This is a genomic window from Methylibium sp. (assembly GCF_965279545.1).
Lineage (GTDB): Bacteria > Pseudomonadota > Gammaproteobacteria > Burkholderiales > Burkholderiaceae_C > Methylibium.
This window is the reverse complement of sequence record NZ_OZ257250.1, coordinates 1623373-1636197: the sequence shown is the minus strand read 5'-3', so window position 1 is coordinate 1636197 and position 12825 is coordinate 1623373. Positions and strand designations below refer to the sequence as shown.

Below are 12825 nucleotides of genomic sequence, written 5' to 3'. Positions count from 1 at the left end.
AGGGCCGCACGCCGGGCAAACTGGGGTTCGGGCCGTGTCGAACCTTCGCTCCCAGTCTGGCGGTAGCACATCGACCTGCGTACAATGCATCGCAACTGCAACGCACGGGCCGCTCGTCATGAAAACCGCCACCCTGCCATCGCTGCGCGTCGATCCGGAACTGCGCGAAGCGGCCGAGAGCGTGCTGCAGGAGGGCGAGACGCTGTCCGGCTTCATCGAAGCGTCGGTGCGCGAGACCATCGAGCGCCGCCGTACCCGTGCCGAGTTCATCGCGCGCGGGCTGGCCTCCCGCGACGAAGCCAAGCGGACTGGCGTCTACATCGACGCTGACGTCGTTCACGCCCAGCTGGCCCAGAAGCTGGCCCAGGCCAGGGCGAAGCTGGAGAAGAAGGAGGCGCGTGCGTGAGCTTTGTCGTTCGCTACAGCGCGTCGGCTCGTGACGACCTGACCCGGCTGTACGAATACCTGCTAAATCGCGCCACGACCGTCGATGATCTAGACCTCGCCGAACAGGCGCTCGGCGCCATCAAGGGTGCGGTGGAAAGCCTCAGCCGCTCGCCCTTCATCTACCGCAAGGCCGGTGACGACCCCTTCCTGCGCGAGATGCTCATCCCTTTCGGCCACAGCGGCTATGTGGCGCTGTTCGAGATCGAAGACGCATCGACCGTGACCATCCTGGCCGTGCGCCACCAGCTCGAGGACGACTACTACTGAGCTCTTGCGCGGCGCGACAGCTCGCCAGCGCTCACCGTGTCCAGAAGTAGGTGGCGAGCGCCCAGGTGAGGGCAGACGCCACCGCCGCAGTCGCCGCGTGCGTCAGCCAGCGCTCCCAGGGGTGGGCGCCGCTGTCTGCCAGATGCTGCAGCGGCATGACGAGTCGTTGCAGGGTCGGGCCGATCTCGGACCTGAAAAGCGCCCGCGCCGCCTCTTCCATGGCCCGTGTCTGCGTGTCCAGCGAGCTTCGAGCCACCTCGTCGGTGCGGCGGGCGATGTGCCTGACCGCTTGGACCTTCGCGTTCTCGGTGACGGCGGTCATGCGGCTCTCGAACGCGACGACCTGGCTGGCGAGCTCCGCGCTGGCCTGGACGAGCACCTGCCGGGCTGCATCCATCGAGCGGGCCACGGCCTCCACGCGATCGATCAACGCTGCCACCTCGCCGATGGCCTCGACGATCAGCGCTTCGCGTGCGGTACTCGGACGGTTCACGCGACCTGCCTCGGCACTGGCAGCGCCGTGCGCGCGAGGCCGGTTCCCAGACCCAGCGCCACGAAGCACGCATCGAGTTCCGGCACCACGCCGCTGGCCAGCCTGCGGGTGGCCAGCTTCTGGGCCAGCGCGAGCTTGTCCGCCGTTCCCTGGGCCTTGACGATTAGCGCCTTGTAGTCGGTCTCGTCGCGGGCCAGCGCTTCCAGATCGGCGCCGGTGCCCTTGACGCGCTGGTAGATTTCGTTCGTTCCCAGTCGGCAGCCCGTGTTGGCCTGGGCGATCGGCTTCTCCGCGATGAAGGCCAGCAGGGTGTCGAAGGCCTGCGCCACTTCGACGCCGTCCTCGACCATGTTGAAGACCAGTTTCAGGCGAGAAGCCGGCACGCCAAGGTGCGCCAGCTCGGCCACCGTGGCGATGGTGTCCTGCTGCTGCTTGAGCGCGGACACGGTGGGGACGACAAAGCAATCGAAGTCCTCGTGGCTACCGCGGTAACGGTGCATCAGGCCCAGCAGGTCCTCGACGTTGCTGGCGCCGATGTCGACCACCACGCTGTCGACGGTCTGCAGGTACTCCTGCAGCTCGCCGAACTGTCGACCCCGCAGCGCCTGGCCCTGACCCTCGTCGGCGTTCAGGCTTTCGACGGCAATCAGTTCGGCGCCTTCGATGCGGGGCAACAGCAGATGCCTGGCCACCGTGGTTTTGCCCACGTTTCCGGAAAAGTTAATGACGGCTATCTTCATTGCTGCTCCTGGTGCGAAGGAGGGGGTTGGTGATGCGGTCCCGAACGAAGGCCTCGGCAATGTCCTTGCCGCTGCGAAGTTCGGTCCGGGCTGGCGTACCGTCTAGGGCGGCAGGGGCTTCGGTCACTGCGGGAGTCCGCGCAGGGGCCAGGGGAAGGAATACGCCGGCAGCGCCCACGGCGGTCGGACCCTGAGCGTGCCTGGCCACCTCCCGCTGGACGGTGCTCCTGCTGACGTGCACGCCGGCCTCGGCCAATGCTTCGCGTATCGCTTCGAAGGTGTAGCCCTGCGCGCGAAGCTGCCCGATCTCGGCTCCGAAGGCCCGTGCCTTGCGTGTGCTTCGACCTGGTGGGCGCTTCGGTGACAGCTTCATCTCGTCGCTCCGGTTCGGTTGCGGTCCACTCTTGACCCGATCCCGGCTCACTCTCGCATCGGCACTGGCCCGCTGTACGGTCACTCGGGTCCGCTGCGTGCTCACTCGCTGTTCACACGCTGCTCATGTCTGTTCGCTCGCGGGTCGGTCTCGGGTCAATTGGCCCATCATCGGCGCGCACACAGGCTGGTGCCGCGCTGGATTCAGGGCCGAATCCAGCGGCTCGAGAGCCTCGATTCGAGCCAATACTGAATGCGTAGGTGAGTGCAGAGATAGGCGGCCTGCCGCCAGTTTCACAAGCGCTTCGCGACCCTCCCTTCGTCGGCTCATGAACACCACTGCCCATGACTTCGTCACGGTCGATATGCGCGGCTTGAAGGCCGCGTTGGTGGCGCGCGCGCAGGTCGAGCGGGTGAGCGTTTCGGTGCTGGTGCGTGGTGCGGTGGCGCGCGATCTGGGGATTGCAGCGGGTGGCGAAGCCAGCCGCATGGACGCGCTCACCGCTGCCCCAGCAAGTGCCGCCAGCGTCAAGTTGTCGGTTCGGATGACCGCCGAGGAGGCTCACCAGCTCGCGGCGTGCGCGCGCGCAGCGGGCCTGTCACGTGGCGCCTACCTGGCCGGCCTGATCGCCAACGTGCCCGTGCTGTCCGCCGGCGGCGGCCGGACCGAGCACATCGCCACCTTGATGGCGTCCTGCGCCGAACTGTCGACCCTCAGCCGCAACGTCCACCGCCTCACGGCACTGCTGCGCCAGGCCAACGTGGAGCCGGCCAAGCCCTATCGGAAGATGTTGGACACGCTTGACGGAGACGTGCGCCGGCACCTCGAGTTGGCCGCCCGCGTATTGGCCGACCTGCAGCCACAGAGCCGCAGCGCTCGACCCACAGCTCGGTCATCCCAGTAAGCAAGGAGATCGCCATGGCCCAACCACCCAACATCGACGGCATCCTGATCACCTGGGGCGACCGCCTGTTCTACCCCGGCAACCGGGTCGTCAAGGTGAAGCCGCAACCCAGGCTGAGCAGAGACGCTGCACGGGTGCGAGCGGCTGCCATCCGCAAACGCATCGAGGCGACAGTGGTTCGGCGGGCGCCTCAGGTCATGGTCAAGGTGACGGGTGGCGGACGCGGCATGAAGGCTATTGCCGCTCACTTCCGCTACATCAGCAAGAACGGCAGGCTTGAGATCGAAGACCAACGCGGCGAGACGATGAGGGGGAAGGACACCTTGAGCGACCTGGCCGACGAATGGCGCTTCGGCGGCTCGATGATCCCTGATGACGCCGAGCCGGGTCACCGGCGCGAGGCCTTCAACATCATGCTGTCGATGCCGCGCGGCACCGACCCGCTGAGCGTGCAGCGAGCGGCGCGCGAATTCGCGCAAGCCGAGCTGGGCGACCACAAGTATGTGATGGTCCTGCACGACCACCAGGCCAATCCGCATGTGCACATCAGCGTGCGGGCCGAGTCGAAGCACGGCAAGCGCTTGAACCCGCGGAAGGCTGACCTGCACCGGTGGCGAGAGACCTTTGCCGAGAAGCTGCGCGGGCATGGCATCGAGGCCGAGGCGACCCGACAAGCCACGCGCGGCCGAAGCCGAAACTACGATCCCTTGTGGCGCGTGAAGGCGCGAGAGGATGGTCGGCTTCGCACCACCAGGCCCGGAACCAAGAGTAGCGGGCGCGCCATCGCGACGCGTGCGGAAGCAGTGGAGGCTTGGAGGCACCTGGGCCAGGCGCTGGCTATGTCTGGGGACGTGGCTGACCGAAACCTCGCGAAGTCGATCGCTGCGTTCGTTAGGGACATGCCGTCGACGCCGGCTGCAGAACTGCGGAGGCAGGCGCCCGGGCCCATGCCGCAGGTCAAACCGGCCGAGATCGGGACGCGCCGCTGAGCCTAAGGTCGTGCGGCCGGCCAGGAGTCAGTCGCTTGAGTTGGTAACGAAGATTCGCATCAATCGAGAAGTTGCAAAAATAGTTTGCCACCGCGCGTCTCTTTCAGTTATTATTACGGTATGGCGTTTGATGCAATTAATGTCGTTCTGGCGGAGGTCGCCTCGTTGCAGGCCGGCTACCCCTTCCGCACGACAGTCGAAGAGGTCGTGAACGGCGATGTCCTGGTCGTGCAAATGAAGGATGTCGGGCCTGAAATCGGCGTCGACTGGGCCAGCGCGGTCCGAACTCGCCTTGCCGGCCGCAAGCAGCCTGACTGGATCCAGGATGGCGACATCCTCTTCGCTGCCAAGGGCGCCCGGTTCTACGCTGTGTGTGCTGGAGCGCCGCCAAGTCACGCCGTGTGTGTGCCGGCGTTCTTCCACCTCCGCGTCCATGCCGCAGCTCAGGTCGACCCTCATTTCCTGGCCTGGCAGATCAATCAGTCCCCTTGCCAGCGTCAGCTGCTCCAAGCTGCCGAGGGCAGCAGCCAACTCAGCATTCGCCGGCCCGTGCTGGAGCAACTCGCGCTCTCCATTCCCGCGGTCGCAGAACAGCGTCGCATCGTCGCCCTGGCCGAACTGGCGCAGCGGGAGCGCCGAACGCTGCAGCGACTCATCACCAACCGCGAACAGCAGCTTCAGGCCATCGCCGAAGACTTGAGCGTGCCCGCAACCCATCCCCGCATGCAGGACCAGAAATGAATGACCTCGTTGTGAACAAGACAAGCGTGAGCCAGGACGACATCAACGGCGCCGTCTGGGCCGCGTGCGACACCTTCCGCGGCACGGTGGACCCCAGCATCTACAAGGACTACGTCCTGACTATGCTGTTCCTGAAGTACGTGTCGGATGTCTGGCAGGACCACTACGACAACTACAAGCAGCAGTACGGCGACCACCCCGAGCTGATCGAGGAGATGCTCAAGAACGAGCGCTTCGTGCTGCCCGCCAGCGCCAGCTTCTACGCCCTGCACGCGCTGCGGCACACGCCGGGCAACGGCGAGCGCATCGACAAGGCGCTGCACGCCATCGAAGAGGCCAACCTCGGCAAGCTGCGCGACGTCTTCCAGGACATCAGCTTCAACAGCAATAAGCTGGGCGACGAGCAGCAGAAGAACGACATACTGCGCCACCTGCTGGAAGACTTCGCCAAGCCCGAACTGAACCTGCGCGAGAGCCGCGTCGGCCAGCTCGACGTGATCGGCAACGCCTACGAGTTCCTGATCAAGAACTTCGCCTCCACCAGCGGCAAGAAGGCCGGCGAGTTCTACACGCCGCCCGAGGTGTCCACGCTGATGGCGCGGTTGATGGACCCGCAGCCCGGCGACGAGATCTGCGACCCCACCTGCGGCTCAGGCTCCCTGCTGATGAAGTGCGGCCGGCTGATCCGCCAGCGCACGGGCGCGCGCAAGTACGCGCTGTACGGGCAAGAGGCCATCGGCAGCACCTGGGCGCTGGCCAAGATGAACATGTTCCTGCACGGCGAGGACAACCACCGCATCGAGTGGGGCGACACCATCCGCAACCCCAAGCTGCTGGACGGCGCGGCCAGCCTGAAGCACTTCGACATCGTGGTGGCCAACCCGCCCTTCAGCCTGGAGAAGTGGGGCTTCGAAGGCGCTGAGGCCGACAAGTTCAGCCGCTTCCGGCGCGGCCTGCCGCCGCGCACCAAGGGCGACTACGCCTTCATCCTGCACATGGTCGAGACGATGAAGCCCGGTACCGGCCGCATGGCCGTGGTGGTGCCGCACGGCGTGCTGTTCCGCGGCGCGGCAGAGGGGCGCATCCGCCAGAAGCTGATCGAAGAGAACCTGCTGGACGTGGTGATCGGCCTGCCCGAGAAGCTGTTCTACGGCACCGGCATCCCGGCCGCGGTGCTGGTGTTCCGAAAGCAGAAGACCGACGACAAGGTGCTGTTCATCGACGCCAGCCGTGACTTCGAGGCCGGCAAGAACCAGAACCTGCTGCGCGAAGCCGATCTGCAGCGCATCCTGGACGCTGCCGCAGCGCGCCGGCCCGTGGCGCGTTACGCCCACCTGGCCACGCCCGCCGAGCTCGCCGAGAACGACTTCAACCTGAACATCCCGCGCTACGTCGACACCTTCGAGGAAGAGGCCGTGATCGACTTGATGGCTGTGAAGCGCGAGCGCGAGCAGCTCAAGGCAGAGCTGGCGCAACTCGAGCTACAGATGGATGCCTACCTGAAGGAGCTCGGCTATGAGTGACGGCCAGCCTGTGGAGCGCAAGGGCGCCGTGGCGGCGGAAGCGAGCGCAGCCAACATGGACGACATCGCAGAACTAGAGAAGACCGAACAACCGCTTGCGATGAAGGGCAAACATGACGCTGCCTGAGGGATGGCGATCCAGCACGATCGGTGCGGAAGCGAGGTTCCTTTCGGGAGGGACCCCCAGCAAGGAGAACTCGAGTTTCTGGGGTGGCAAGTTCCCATGGGCTTCGGCGCGAGACATGAAGGCCTTGTACCTGCGGTCTACCTTGCTAGGGCTGACAGACACGGGTCGGACTGCCTCGGCGGTTGCGCCCGCGAACTCCGTACTCGTGCTGACCCGGGGCATGACGTTGTTGAAAGACCTTCCGGTGTGCTTCATAGAAAGGGAAATGGCCTTCAACCAAGACATTAAGGCATTGCTGCCGAAGGGCTCGTTGGACGCCCGATTCCTCGCGTACCAACTGCTCGCTCGTAAGAACGAGATCCTTGACCTTGTAGACACGGCCGGCCACGGCACTGGCCGCCTTGATACCGAGTTACTGAAGGATGTTGCCTTCTCCGTGCCGCCAGTCGGCGAGCAGACTCGTATTGCCGACGCTCTGTCCACATGGGACAGGGCAATTTCGAAGGCGGAACAACTGCTCGCGAACCGACGAGTGCAATGGCAAGGCTTGCTGGCGCGTTGCCTGAGCCTTCCAGCCGCCAATCCCGACGCGCGCGGTTCAGCCGACAACGGTGGCTTCCCGCCCTCGGTGCAGCCTGGAATCCCCAACCTGCCTAGCGCGCCAGCTGGGTGGTCCAGGACACCCCTTGGTCGCCATCTGACCGAAGTGCGCCGGCCCGCACCGTTGAATCCGAACGACACATACCGGCTTGTGACGGTGAAGCGTTCGCGCGGTGGCGTCGAGTTGCGCGAGAGCCTGACTGGACGCGAGATTAAGACACCTACACAGTTCTACGTCCGCACCGGCGACTTCCTGATTTCCAAGCGGCAGATCGTGCACGGCGCTTGTGGCATCGTGCCCGCCGACTTGGACGGCGCCGTCGTTTCCAACGAGTACGCGGTGCTGAACAGCGACGGGCAGATCGATCTGCGCTTCCTGCGCTACCTGTCCGAGTCGCGCTACTTCCAGCAGACCTGCTTTCACTCGAGCATCGGCGTGCATGTCGAGAAGATGATCTTCAAGACCGAGCGCTGGCTGAAGTGGCCGTTCAACATTCCGCCGCTGCCCGAGCAGCAGCGCATCGTCGAGGTGCTGGACACCGCGAGGCGGGAAGTGGAACTCATCGCGGCCCAGATCGAGCGGCTCAAGCAAGAGAAGGCCGCGCTGATGGCCGACCTGCTCACCGGCAAGCGCCGCGTCCGTCTTCCTGCCGCCGAGGCCACGCCATGACCGCCGCCGCACCCAACTCGAAGGAGCAGTACGCCGCGCACTTGCCGGCCCTGCACCAGCTGTGCAACCTGGGCTGGAACTTCCTGACGACGGCCCAGGCGCTGGCGCTGCGTGGCAGCACGCGCGAGGTCATCTTGCGGTCCCGCCTGGTCGAGGTGCTGCAGACCCGGCGCTACGAGTACAAGGGCCAGTGGTACCCGCTGTCCAGCAGCGGCATCGAGCAGGTGGTGCGTGAGCTGTCGGCGGTCAGCTTGGCCGAAGGGCTGCTGCCAGCCAATGAGCGGCTGTACGGCAAGCTGGCGCTGGGCATCACGGTCACCGAGTTCATGCCCGACGGCAAGAAGCACCAGCCCACCATCGCTGTCATCGACTGGGCCGACCCTGCGGCCAACCGTTGGGATGTGACCGAAGAGCTGGAGGTGCTGTCGGCCCAGGGCACGCACCACCGCACACCGGACGTGGTGTGCTTCGTCAACGGTCTGCCGCTGGTGGTGATCGAGGCCAAGCGGCCCGAGTCCACCCATGGCGGCAAGTCGATGGTGGCCGAGGGCATCAGCCAGCACCTGCGTAACCAGCGGCCCGATGAGATTCCGCAGCTCTTCGGCTACGCGCAGCTGCTGATGGCCGTGAGCCAGACCGAGGGCCGCTACGGCACCACCGCCACGGCTGCCAAGTTCTGGGCGCGTTGGCGGGAGGAAGAGTTCGATACGGCCCACCAGGCAGCGGTGAAGAACGCACCGCTGCCGCCGGAGGTTCGCAGCCGGTTGTTCGAGGGCAAGCCTGCCAGCCTGGCGGCGTACTTCGAGTCGCTGTGGTCCCACCCCATGGAACCCACCGACCAGGACCGCCTGCTGTGCAGTCTGCTGACGCCAGCCCGCCTGCTCGAGTTTCTGCGGAGCTATGTGCTGTTCGACCGCAAGGTGGGCAAGATCGTCGCGCGCTACCAGCAGTTCTTCGGCATCCGCGCCTTGCTGGCCCGCATCCGGCAGGTTCGGCCCGACGGCGGGCGCGAGGGCGGCGTGGTCTGGCACACCACGGGCTCGGGCAAGAGCTTCACGATGGTGTTCCTCACGAAGGCGCTGCTGCTGGTCGATGCGCTGGCCGAGTGCCGCGTGGTCGTGGTGACGGACCGTGTGGACCTGGAAGGGCAGTTGTCGTGCAACTTCATCTCGGGCGGCGCTTTCGGCTCGGCCATCGCGTCACAGAAGGATGGTGAGAAGAGCCGCGCGATGACTGGGCGCGACTTGGCCAGGCGCATCGGCAGCGGCACGGAGCGCATCACCTTCACGTTGGTGCACAAGTTCAACTCGGCGTCCAAGCTGCCGGAGTGTCGCAACGACTCGGCCAACCTGATCGTGCTGGTGGACGAAGGGCACCGCAGCCATGGCGGCGAAACGCACGAGCGCATGAAGAAGGCGCTGCCCCGCGCGGCCTACATTGCCTTCACCGGCACGCCGTTGCTGAAGGACGAAAAGACCTCCAACAAGTTCGGTCCCATCGTGCACGCGTACACCATGCAGCGCGCGGTGGAGGACGAGACGGTGGCACCGCTGCTGTACGAAGAGCGCGTGCCCGAGCTGACGATCAACGAAGAGGCTGTCAACCGCTGGTTCGACAAGATCACCGCGGGCCTGAGCGACGCCCAGCGCGCCGACCTGAAGAAGAAGTTCGCCAAGAAGGGCGCGATCTACGGCGCTGCGGGCCGAATCGAGCTGATTGCCTGGGACATTGCCACGCACTTCAGCGAGAACATCAAGGCTCTTGGCCTGGGCCTGAAGGGCCAGGTGGCCACCGATAGCAAGCTCGACGCCATCCGCTACAAGAAGGCGCTGGACGACACGGGCCTGGTCACCAGCGCCATCGTGATCTCGCCGCCCGACACGCGCGAAGGCAACGCCGAGGTGGACGAAGACACGCTGCCCGAAGTGCAGAAGTGGTGGAAGCAGACCGTGCTGGCCAGAGGCTTGGACGCCGAGACTTACGAGAAGCAGGTCGTCGGCGACTTCGGCACCGACGACGGACCGGACCTGCTGATCGTGGTGGACAAGCTGCTCACGGGCTTCGATGAGCCGCGCAACACCGTGCTGTATATCGACAAGCCGCTGAAGGGCCACAACCTGATCCAGGCGGTGGCGCGGGTGAACCGCCTGCACGACGACAAACGCTACGGCGTGCTGGTGGACTACCGTGGCATCCTGAAGGAGCTGGACACAGCCATTCGCGCCTACCAAGACCTGGAGACACGCACCCAGGGCGGCTTCGACGTGGCCGACATCGAGGGCCTGTACCGCAACTTCGGCACCGAGTACAAGCGCCTGCCGGCGCTGCATGACCGCCTGTGGTCGTTCTTCAAGGGCGTGGTCAACAAGCTCGACCGTGAGCAGTTCCGCCAGGTGCTGACGCCGAAGTTCGTGACGGCGGCTGATGGCGAGGAGTACGACGAACGCCAGAAGCTGCGCGACGACTTCTATGCGGCCTTGACCGAGTTCGGCCTGTGCCTGCAGACGGCGCTGTCCAGCCGCAGCTTCTTCGAGGACAAGAGCTTCTCCGAGGCGCTGATTGCCCGCTACAAGGGTGACCTGCGCTTCTTCACCGAGCTGCGCCAGACCGCCCGCCGTGACGCGATGGAGACGGTGGACTACAGCAGCTACGAAGAGCAGATTCGCCGGCTGGTCGACAAGCAGGTGATCGGCAAGGAGGTGCGCGAGCCCGACGGCGTGTACCTCGTGCACCAGCTCGGCCGTTCCGAAGACCCCGAGCAGTGGTCTGAAGAGAAGACGCGTAACGAAACTGACCTGATCCGCACCCGGCTGCGCAAGACCATCGATCAGGAACTGGCTGAGGATCCGTATGCCCAGAAGGTGTTCGGCGAACTGTTGCGCCAGGCCATCGCCGAGGCGGAGGCCATGTTCGACCACCCGCTGAAGCAGTACGCGCTGTTCAAGGACTTCGAGGATCAGCTGGCCGCGCGCAAGACACCGGGCGTGCCTTCGGCGTTGGACGAGAACCCGCACGCCAAGGCCTACTTCGGCGCGATTCGGCTGGTGCTGGGCGACCAGGCCTGCGATGCCATGGACGCGGCAGCGCAAGCCAAGTTGATAGAGCACGCGGTCGCCATTGACGGGGTCGTGCGCGATGCGGTGGCCGAGCACTCGCTCAACCCGCAGAACATCGAGGCCGCGATCCGCAAGGGACTGTTGCCGATGCTGTTCAGCGCGCTGGGCCTGGAGAACGCGCGCCAGGTGGTCGAGCAGGTGATTCAGATCACCCGCATCGGGCTGAGCCGGTCATGACGGAGGTAGCCCGCGGGTTGGCTGGGGAGCAGCGCATTCGCTATGGCGACGAGATCATCCGCTTCCGCGTGCGCGTTCAGCCTGATCGGCGCTTGCCTCGTGTGGCGATCCACGTGGAGCCGGATGGAAGGGTGCTGGTGGACGCACCCAGCGGCGCCACGCCCGCGAGCGTGCTGGCGGCTGTGCGCAAGCGGTCGCTCTGGATCAGTCGGCACATCGAGGCTGCGCGTGTAAGGCATGACGGCTTGCAGGGGCGCGAGTACGTCAGCGGAGAGTCGCTGCTGTATCTGGGGCGACGCTACCGGCTGAAGGTGGCGGTGCAACCGGCGGCGCAGGTGCACGCGGCACTCCGCGGCGCCTACCTTGCAGTGACGGTACCCCAGCGGGCGCCGGAGCCGATCCGCGATGCCCTGGAGGCCTGGTACCGGCAACGGGCGAGGGAAGTTCTTGCGCAGCGCCTCGAGGCCGTTGCCGCGACCTTGCGATGGGTGCGCAGCGTGCCTGAGATGCGGCTGCGAAGCATGACGGTGCAATGGGGCAGCTGCTCCCCGGCCGGACGCATCACGCTGAATCCGATGTTGGTCAAGGCACCCCGTGAGTGCATTGACTACGTTGTGCTGCACGAGCTCGTCCACCTGCTGCACCACAACCACAGTCCGGCGTTCTATCGAACCCTGGACCGGCACATGCCCGCGTGGCCAGCCTTGAAGAAGAAGCTGGATGGTATGGCCGAAGACGTGTTCCGTACCTGACAAGAGAAGGGAGTCTCTATGGGTGTCGCAGAGTGGTTCTCGGGTTTCTGTACGGGTTTGAGGATCGGCCAGGAGCAGCGGGCTTCGGTTGGAGGCCGCACGGGCCGCATCGCGGGGCAGCTGAATCACGACTTTCGGGGTCTCGACTCCAAGACGGCGAATCGCTTCTATGTCGGCTCCTACGGCCGCAGCACGGCCATCCCATCGGTGAGTGACGTCGATCTGCTGTACGAGCTGCCTGCGGCGCTCTATGCCAAGTACAACGCGTACGCCAGCAATGGCCAATCGGCGCTGTTGAGTGCTGTGCGTGACTCGCTTCGCAACACGTACCCGACATCGGCGATCGCTGGCGACGGCCAGGTCGTGGTCATCAACTTCAACGACGGGATCCGGTTCGAAGTACTGCCCGCGTTCTTCAATCGGGATGGCGGGTACACATTTGCAGACTCGAACGGCGGCGGCACCTGGCGCGCCTGCAAGCCAAAGCAAGAGATGGAGGCATTCTCGAGCCGCAATGTCGACTGCAATGGCAACCTGGTCGAACTTGCGCGCATGGTCCGAGCATGGCGCGACTACAACAACGTGCCGATGAGCGGAATGTTGATCGACACCTTGACGTACCAGTTCATCGCGGGCTGGGCACATCGGGACAAGTCGTACCTGTACTACGACTTCATGACACGCGACTTCTTCAACTACCTCGCCGGTCAGGACACCTCGAAGACGTACTGGTTGGCGCCCGGCAGCGGTTCCTATGTCTATCGACAGGGGCCCTTCGAGTACAAGGCGAGGCAGGCAGAGCTCAGGGCGTTGGAGGCAATCGTTCATCAGAATGCGAACCAGGATTGGTCCGCCAAGCAAAAGTACCGGGAGATCTATGGAACCAGCTTCCCCAGCTAACGCAGC

General features: G+C 65.2%; 14 protein-coding genes. 11 read left to right on the top strand and 3 right to left on the bottom strand.

Annotated elements, in window-relative coordinates; genetic code table 11:
- Nucleotides 1-118: 118 nt before the first annotated feature.
- Both ACQY9S_RS07630 and ACQY9S_RS07625 read left to right on the top strand, forming a co-directional pair.
- Nucleotides 119-406 (top strand): YlcI/YnfO family protein, encoded by a 288-nt coding sequence (locus ACQY9S_RS07630; protein ID WP_428424472.1) that lies wholly within the window; start codon nucleotides 119-121, stop codon nucleotides 404-406.
- Nucleotides 403-714 carry a type II toxin-antitoxin system RelE/ParE family toxin gene (locus tag ACQY9S_RS07625; protein ID WP_428424470.1) on the top strand — a complete coding sequence of 104 codons (312 nt, stop codon included), beginning with the start codon at nucleotides 403-405 and terminating at the stop codon, nucleotides 712-714. Before ACQY9S_RS07630 ends, ACQY9S_RS07625 begins: the two co-directional genes overlap by 4 nt.
- 31 nt (nucleotides 715-745) lie before the next feature.
- Here the strand turns inward: ACQY9S_RS07625 and ACQY9S_RS07620 are convergent, their stop codons facing one another.
- Genes ACQY9S_RS07620 through ACQY9S_RS07610 form a run of 3 tightly spaced genes read right to left on the bottom strand, consistent with a single transcriptional unit; the run spans nucleotide 746 to nucleotide 2320 of the window.
- Nucleotides 746-1207: a hypothetical protein gene (locus tag ACQY9S_RS07620; RefSeq protein WP_428424468.1), complete on the bottom strand. Its 462-nt coding sequence runs from the start codon at nucleotides 1205-1207 to the stop codon at nucleotides 746-748.
- A complete protein-coding gene (gene stbB / locus ACQY9S_RS07615) occupies nucleotides 1204-1947 on the bottom strand; it encodes a StbB family protein (RefSeq protein ID WP_428424466.1) in 744 nt (247 codons plus the stop codon). The genes ACQY9S_RS07620 and stbB overlap by 4 nt, the downstream gene beginning before the upstream one ends.
- Entirely contained in the window at nucleotides 1928-2320 is a 393-nt protein-coding gene (locus ACQY9S_RS07610) for a hypothetical protein (RefSeq protein WP_428424464.1), read from the bottom strand. Before ACQY9S_RS07610 ends, stbB begins: the two co-directional genes overlap by 20 nt.
- A gap of 328 nt (nucleotides 2321-2648) precedes the next feature.
- Between ACQY9S_RS07610 and ACQY9S_RS07605 the strand changes: the two genes are divergently transcribed.
- The 9 genes from ACQY9S_RS07605 to ACQY9S_RS07565 all read left to right on the top strand — a co-directional run bounded on the left by ACQY9S_RS07605 (nucleotide 2649) and on the right by ACQY9S_RS07565 (nucleotide 12819).
- The gene (locus ACQY9S_RS07605; RefSeq protein ID WP_428424462.1) at nucleotides 2649-3224 is read left to right on the top strand and encodes a plasmid mobilization protein; all 576 of its coding nucleotides are present in this window, start codon (nucleotides 2649-2651) and stop codon (nucleotides 3222-3224) included.
- Nucleotides 3225-3238: 14 nt separating this feature from the next.
- Entirely contained in the window at nucleotides 3239-4213 is a 975-nt protein-coding gene (locus ACQY9S_RS07600) for a relaxase/mobilization nuclease domain-containing protein (protein ID WP_428424460.1), read from the top strand.
- Between the two features lie 120 nt (nucleotides 4214-4333).
- The gene (locus ACQY9S_RS07595) at nucleotides 4334-4954 is read left to right on the top strand and encodes a restriction endonuclease subunit S (protein ID WP_428424458.1); all 621 of its coding nucleotides are present in this window, start codon (nucleotides 4334-4336) and stop codon (nucleotides 4952-4954) included.
- Entirely contained in the window at nucleotides 4951-6477 is a 1527-nt protein-coding gene (locus ACQY9S_RS07590; protein WP_428424456.1) for a type I restriction-modification system subunit M, read from the top strand. The genes ACQY9S_RS07595 and ACQY9S_RS07590 overlap by 4 nt, the downstream gene beginning before the upstream one ends.
- On the top strand, nucleotides 6470-6604 hold the full coding sequence (locus ACQY9S_RS07585) for a hypothetical protein (protein WP_428424454.1): 135 nt from the start codon (nucleotides 6470-6472) through the stop codon (nucleotides 6602-6604). Before ACQY9S_RS07590 ends, ACQY9S_RS07585 begins: the two co-directional genes overlap by 8 nt.
- Nucleotides 6591-7874, top strand: coding sequence for a restriction endonuclease subunit S (locus ACQY9S_RS07580; protein WP_428424452.1), 1284 nt, complete (start codon nucleotides 6591-6593; stop codon nucleotides 7872-7874). Before ACQY9S_RS07585 ends, ACQY9S_RS07580 begins: the two co-directional genes overlap by 14 nt.
- Nucleotides 7871-11167 (top strand): type I restriction endonuclease subunit R, encoded by a 3297-nt coding sequence (locus ACQY9S_RS07575; RefSeq protein WP_428424450.1) that lies wholly within the window; start codon nucleotides 7871-7873, stop codon nucleotides 11165-11167. Before ACQY9S_RS07580 ends, ACQY9S_RS07575 begins: the two co-directional genes overlap by 4 nt.
- A complete protein-coding gene (locus ACQY9S_RS07570) occupies nucleotides 11164-11919 on the top strand; it encodes a M48 family metallopeptidase (RefSeq protein ID WP_428424448.1) in 756 nt (251 codons plus the stop codon). The genes ACQY9S_RS07575 and ACQY9S_RS07570 overlap by 4 nt, the downstream gene beginning before the upstream one ends.
- A gap of 18 nt (nucleotides 11920-11937) precedes the next feature.
- Nucleotides 11938-12819, top strand: a complete 882-nt coding sequence (locus ACQY9S_RS07565) for an SMODS domain-containing nucleotidyltransferase (RefSeq protein ID WP_428424446.1) — start codon at nucleotides 11938-11940, stop codon at nucleotides 12817-12819.
- The last annotated feature ends 6 nt before the right edge of the window (nucleotides 12820-12825 follow it).

Bases quoted from the DNA above. Each gene is read 5' to 3' on its own strand.
- ACQY9S_RS07630 (WP_428424472.1), top strand. From the start codon at position 119: ATGAAAACCGCCACCCTGCCATCGCTGCGCGTCGATCCGGAACTGCGC.
- stbB (WP_428424466.1), bottom strand. From the start codon at position 1,947: ATGAAGATAGCCGTCATTAACTTTTCCGGAAACGTGGGCAAAACCACG.
- ACQY9S_RS07610 (WP_428424464.1), bottom strand. From the start codon at position 2,320: ATGAAGCTGTCACCGAAGCGCCCACCAGGTCGAAGCACACGCAAGGCA.
- ACQY9S_RS07605 (WP_428424462.1), top strand. From the start codon at position 2,649: ATGAACACCACTGCCCATGACTTCGTCACGGTCGATATGCGCGGCTTG.
- ACQY9S_RS07600 (WP_428424460.1), top strand. From the start codon at position 3,239: ATGGCCCAACCACCCAACATCGACGGCATCCTGATCACCTGGGGCGAC.
- ACQY9S_RS07595 (WP_428424458.1), top strand. From the start codon at position 4,334: ATGGCGTTTGATGCAATTAATGTCGTTCTGGCGGAGGTCGCCTCGTTG.
- ACQY9S_RS07590 (WP_428424456.1), top strand. From the start codon at position 4,951: ATGAATGACCTCGTTGTGAACAAGACAAGCGTGAGCCAGGACGACATC.
- ACQY9S_RS07585 (WP_428424454.1), top strand. From the start codon at position 6,470: ATGAGTGACGGCCAGCCTGTGGAGCGCAAGGGCGCCGTGGCGGCGGAA.
- ACQY9S_RS07580 (WP_428424452.1), top strand. From the start codon at position 6,591: ATGACGCTGCCTGAGGGATGGCGATCCAGCACGATCGGTGCGGAAGCG.
- ACQY9S_RS07575 (WP_428424450.1), top strand. From the start codon at position 7,871: ATGACCGCCGCCGCACCCAACTCGAAGGAGCAGTACGCCGCGCACTTG.
- ACQY9S_RS07570 (WP_428424448.1), top strand. From the start codon at position 11,164: ATGACGGAGGTAGCCCGCGGGTTGGCTGGGGAGCAGCGCATTCGCTAT.
- ACQY9S_RS07565 (WP_428424446.1), top strand. From the start codon at position 11,938: ATGGGTGTCGCAGAGTGGTTCTCGGGTTTCTGTACGGGTTTGAGGATC.